Genomic DNA, 5,540 nt, shown 5'->3' with positions numbered 1-5,540 from the left:
CGGCCCGAGGCCACGCCCGTCACCCGCCCCCTGCGGGACCGTCCGCACACTCCTCCGCCGGCCAGACCCCGGCCCCGCGACCGGCAGCACACCCCCGTGCCCGGCGGACGGCCCGGCACCGCGCGGCAACGGCTGCTGCGGCAACGGCTGGTGGTCTTCGTCACCGTGACGATCGGCGTCGCGCTCGCCATCGCGGCCGCTCAGGGCTGCGAGAACCGGAGCAACCAGGGCGCCCGTCCGGTGGTCGGACAGACCGCCGCGGCCGGCGCCCGGGGCGGCGGCGAACTGGCCGTGCCCGGGACCTCGGTGGACGTCGCACCGCCGGCCTCGGCGACGCCGTTGCCGGCCACCGCGCGCGGCACCGGGGACAGCGCGTTGGCGCCCGCGCAGGGGCCCGGGCCCGTGGTCGACTGGCCCAACCGCGGCTACCCCGACGGGGCGGGCGGGGCGGCCGTCAACCTGAAGGACGGACACTCGGTCGGCGGCGGGCCGCACGTCGCGCTGAGCGCGGTGCTGCCGGCCCGGTACAAGGGCCAGCCGGCCACGGTCGTCGTGCTGCGGCGAGCCGAGGGAACGGCGCCGGTCGACCTCGTCCAGCTCTACACCTTCGCCGGGGACAGCCCGGTCGCCACCACCTCCCGCACCTCGACCGCCGACCCGCAGGCCGCGGCCACCTGGCGCCTCGACGGCAGCGCGGTCGTCCGCGAGGAACGCGTGGCCGCCACCGGCGCGGTCATCTCCACCCGCTACACCGTGCGCGGCGACGGCACCCTCGACGAGTCCTGGCCCGGCGCCGGTGCCTCCGGCGGCATCGGCCTCACCACCCCTCCCCCGGCTGCCACCCCTCCCCCGGCTGCCGCCCCGGCACCGCCGACGGCCCCGGCGGGCTGAGCGCGGGAAGTCGGGCAGGTCGACTTCCCGCGCGGAAGGCGATCGGACGCGAGGGGCCATGGCGGCGGGAACGCAGCGCCACGGTAGGGGCGGGCCGCATGAGGGGGCGCGGGACGTCGGGTGGGGCGACTTCTCGTCCGGCGGGTGGGGCGGGGGTCAGGGGGTGGTGACGGCGTAGAAGGCCACGGCCGCGGCGGCGCCGACGTTGAGGGAGTCGATGCCGTGGGCCATGGGGATGCGGACGGGGTGGTGGGCGGCGGCGATGGCTCGGGGGGTGAGGCCGTCGCCCTCGGCGCCCAGCAGGAGGGCGGTCTTGGGGAGGGTGTGGGGGGCGAGGGTGGCCAGGTCGACGGCGGTGTCGGCGGGGGTGAGGGCGAGGAGGGTGAACCCGGCGCCGCGAACGGTGTCGAGGGCGGCGGGCCAGGGGTCGAGCCGGGCGTAGGGGACCGCGAAGACGGCGCCCATCGAGACCTTGACGGCGCGGCGGTAGAGCGGGTCGGCGCAGTCCGGTGAGAGCAGGACGGCGTCCATGCCGAGGGCGGCGGCGCTGCGGAAGATGGCGCCGAGGTTGGTGTGGTCGACCAGGCCCTCCAGGACGGCGACCCGGCGGGCCCCGGCGAGCAGTTCGGCGGCGTCCGGGAGGGGCTTGCGTTCCATCGAGGCGAGGGCGCCGCGGTGGACGTGGTAGCCGGTGACGGCTTCGGCGAGCCCGGGTTCGACCACGTGGACGGGGGCGCTGGCCCCGGCGATGACGTCGGCCATCACGTCGAGCCACTTGGCGGTCAGCAGCATCGACCGCATCCGGTAGCCGGCCGCGAGGGCGCGGCGGATGACCTTCTCCCCCTCGGCGATGAACAGGCCCTCGGCGGGTTCGCGGCGGCGGCGCAGTTCGACGTCGGTGAGGCCGGTGTAGTCGGCGAGACGGGGGTCGGCCGGGTCGGTGATGGTGCTGGGTTCGGACACCCTGCGATCTTGCCAAGCCGGGGCGGGGAAGGCCAAACGGCGGAACGGACGGGGTGGTCCCGGGCTAGCCTGAGTGCAAATATGACCGTATGGCCCGAAATCCGGGCCGATCCTGGGCTCCGTCGGCCTCTGGTGCCACCGGCGACGCCGGTTCATCCGGTGGGCGCCCACACGGTCGGCAACAGCTGCCCCGCGCGAAGCGGTCGCGACCGGCCCGGCACTGGTCGGTGGCCGGGCAGGTGTTCGTGCTGCAGATCCTGATCGTGCTGCTGCTGGTGGCGGGGGCCGGGATCGCCCTGGTGGTGCAGTCGCGCAACGACGCCGACCACGAGGCACGCAACCGGTCGGTGGCGGTCGCCCAGACCTTCGCCAACTCGCCGGGCATGGTCGCCGCGCTGCGCTCCCCCGACCCGACCGCGATCCTGCAGCCGAAGGCGCAGTCCGCGCGGATCTCCTCCGGCGTGGACTTCATCGTCGTACTGAACAACCAGGGCATCCGCTACACCCACCCCAACCCGGCCCGGATCGGCCAGAAGTTCGTCGGCACCTACGAGCCGGCGCTGCACGGCCAGGTGGTGACCCAGCACCTCACCGGCACGCTCGGACCACTGGTCCAGGCGGTGGTCCCGGTCTACGCGCCGGACGGCTCGGTGGCCGGGCTGGTCTCGGCCGGGGTCACCCTGAGCAAGGTCTCGGCCGCGAGCGAGCGCCAGCTGCCGGTGCTGCTGGGCGCGGCGGTGGGCGCGATAGGGCTGGCCACCCTGGGTACGGCCCTGATCAGCCGCCGGCTGCGGCGGCAGACCCACGGGCTGGGCCCGGTCGAGATGACCCGGATGTACGAGCACCACGCGGCCGTACTGCACGCGGTGCGCGAGGGCGTGATGATCGTCGGCGGGGACGGGCGGCTGCTGCTGTGCAACGACGAGGCGCGCCGGCTGCTGGACCTGCCGCCGGACGCCGAGGGCCGCCCGGTGACCGACCTCGGCCTGGAGCCCGCCCCGCTGGATCTGCTGACCGCCGACCGTCCGGTGAGCGACGAGGTGGTGCTGTCCGGGGAACGGCTGCTGGCGGTGAACGTACGGCTGACCGACCAGGCCGGCGGTCCGCCCGGCTGCGTCGCCACGCTGCGCGACTCCACCGAGCTGCGGGCGCTGACCGGCCGGGCCGAGGGCGCGCAGCGGCGGCTGCGGCTGCTGTACGACGCCGGGGTGACGGTGGGCAGCTCGCTGGACGTGACCCGGACGGCGGAGGAGCTGGCACAGGTCGCGGTGCCGCGGTTCGCGGACTTCGTCACGGTGGACCTCGCCGAGCAGGTGCTGGCCGGTGAGGAGCCGCCGCTGGGCGGCTCGCTGGGCCGGATGCGCCGTACCGCCCTCGCCGGGACCGGGGACGACGCGCCGTTCCACCCGGTGGGCACCGTGCTGGACGTGGTGCCGGCCACCCCGCTGGCGGGCGCGCTGCACAGCGGCGTGCCCGGGCTGGAGCCGCGACTGGCCGAGGTGCACGGCTGGCGGGAGCAGGACCCGGAGCAGTCGGCGCAGGTGCTGGCGTACGGGGTGCACTCGCTGGTGCGGGTGCCGCTGCGGGCGCGCGGGGTGCTGCTGGGGGTGGCCCGGTTCTGGCGGGCGGAGCGGCCGGAGCCGTTCGAGCCGGAGGACCTGAAGCTGGCCGAGGAACTGGTGGCGCACGCGGCGGTGTGCATCGACAACGCCCGCCGGTACACCCGCGAGCACGCGATGGCGGTGACCCTGCAGCACAGCCTGCTGCCGCGCAGCCTGCCGGAGCAGAACGCGCTGGAGGTGGCGCACCGCTACCTGCCGGCCCAGGCCGGGGTGGGCGGGGACTGGTACGACGTGATCCCGCTGCCGGGCGCCCGGGTGGCGCTGGTGGTCGGCGACGTGGTCGGCCACGGGCTGCACGCGGCGGCGACGATGGGGCGGCTGCGGACCGCGATCCACAACTTCTCGACGCTCGACCTGCCGCCGGACGAACTGCTGGGGCACCTGGACGAGCTGGTGAACCGGATCGACCAGGAGGAGGCGGGCGGCGGCGACAGCGCGGGCCTGACCGGGGCGACCTGCCTGTACGCGATCTACGACCCGGTGTCGCGGCGCTGCACGCTGGCCGGTGCCGGACACCCGCCGCCGGCCGTGGTGGACCCGCAGGGCCGGGTGACCTTCCCGGAGGTGCCGATCGGGCCGCCGCTGGGGCTGGCGGTGCTGCCGTTCGAGACCATCGAGGTGGAGCTGGCCGAGGGCAGCCGGCTGGTGCTGTACACGGACGGGCTGGTGGAGGACCGCGAGCGGGACATCGACGAGGGCCTGGAGCTGCTGCGGTCGGCGCTGAGCGGGCCGCCGCGCACGCCCGAGCAGACCTGCGCGGACGTGCTCGGGGCGATGCTGCCGCCGCATCCGCAGGACGACATCGCGCTGCTGGTCGCGGAGACCAGGGTGCTGGCAGCGGACCAGGTCGCCCAGTGGGACGTGCCCCCGGAGCCGGCGGCGGTGGGGGAGGTGAGGGCGCAGGTGGCGCGGCGGCTGGCGGACTGGGGGCTGGAGGAGGCCGCGTTCGTCACCGAGCTGATCCTGAGCGAGCTGGTGACCAACGCGATCCGGTACGGCTCCGGGCCGATCCGGGTGCGGCTGCTGCGCGACCGTTCGCTGATCTGCGAGGTGTCGGACGGCAGCAGCACCTCGCCGCACCTGCGGTACGCGGCGACCGAGGACGAGGGCGGGCGCGGGCTGTTCCTGGTCGCCCAGTTCGCGGACCGCTGGGGGACGCGCTACACCGCGACCGGGAAGGTCATCTGGACGGAGCAGCCGCTGGAGTAGGAAGTCGGACCGGCCGACTTCCCACTCCGCCGGGGCCTACGGCCGGAAGGCGGCGGCCAGCACGTTGACCACCTCGCCGACCACGATCACCGCCGGGGGCTTCACGCCCTCGGCCTCGACCACGGCGGCGACGGTGCCCAGGGTGGCGTCCACCCGGCGCTGGGCGGCGGTGGTGCCCTCCTGGACGATCGCGACCGGGGTGTCGGCCGCCCGTCCGTGTTCGACCAGCTCGGCGGCGATCGCCCCGATCTTGTCCACGGCCATCAGCAGCACCAGGGTACCGCTCATCCCGGCGACGGCCGACCAGTTGGTGACCGAGCGCGGGTCGTCCGGGCCGACGTGGCCGGAGACCACGGTGAACTCCTGGGTCAGCCCGCGGTGGGTGACCGGGATGCCGGCCGACTCCGGGACGCTGATCGAGCTGGAGATGCCGGGCACCACGGTGACCGGGACGCCGGCCTCCGCGCAGGCCAGCAGCTCCTCGCCGCCACGGCCGAAGACGTACGGGTCGCCGCCCTTGAGCCGGACCACGAACTTCCCGGCCTTGGCGTGGTCGATCAGCGCCTGGTTGATCGCCTCCTGGGCCATCTGGCGGCCGTAGGGGATCTTGGAGGCGTCGATCACCTCGACGTGCTCGGGCAGTTCGGCGAGCAGCTCGCGCGGGGCGAGGCGGTCGGCGACCACCACGTCGGCGTCGGCGAGCAGCCGGCGCCCGCGCACGGTGATCAGGTCCGGGTCGCCCGGGCCGCCGCCGACCAGGGCGACGCCGGCGCCGTCCGGGATGCGGAAGCTGAGCCGGTCCAGGACGGGCCGGTCGGTGCCGGGGTAGCGGAAGCTGACGTCGCGGAACTCGAT

At 75.5% G+C, this 5,540-nt stretch carries 3 protein-coding genes and 1 pseudogene; 2 read left to right on the top strand and 2 right to left on the bottom strand.

The features are described 5' to 3' along the window. Positions 1 to 891, top strand: a pseudogene (locus tag BG452_RS28885) (hypothetical protein); the annotation flags it as partial. Positions 892 to 1,047: 156 nt separating this feature from the next. On the opposite strand, the gene BG452_RS28880 reads toward BG452_RS28885, so the two are convergent. After that, positions 1,048 to 1,854 carry a TrmH family RNA methyltransferase gene (locus BG452_RS28880; RefSeq protein WP_188307294.1) on the bottom strand — a complete coding sequence of 269 codons (807 nt, stop codon included), beginning with the start codon at positions 1,852 to 1,854 and terminating at the stop codon, positions 1,048 to 1,050. A gap of 89 nt (positions 1,855 to 1,943) precedes the next feature. Here BG452_RS28880 and BG452_RS28875 point away from each other — a divergent pair, with 89 nt between their 5' ends. Further along, entirely contained in the window at positions 1,944 to 4,685 is a 2,742-nt protein-coding gene (locus BG452_RS28875; RefSeq protein WP_188307293.1) for a SpoIIE family protein phosphatase/ATP-binding protein, read from the top strand. A gap of 36 nt (positions 4,686 to 4,721) precedes the next feature. Here the strand turns inward: BG452_RS28875 and cobA are convergent. Further along, on the bottom strand, positions 4,722 to 5,540 hold an 819-nt coding region (cobA, locus tag BG452_RS28870; RefSeq protein ID WP_188307292.1), incomplete at its 5' end, for a uroporphyrinogen-III C-methyltransferase.

Origin of the sequence: Streptomyces sp. CBMA123, from assembly GCF_014596465.1 — a bacterium.
Classification (GTDB): Bacteria; Actinomycetota; Actinomycetes; order Streptomycetales; family Streptomycetaceae; genus Kitasatospora.
The sequence above is the reverse complement of the archived record's forward strand: the minus strand, read 5'-3'. Positions and strand labels throughout refer to the sequence as shown.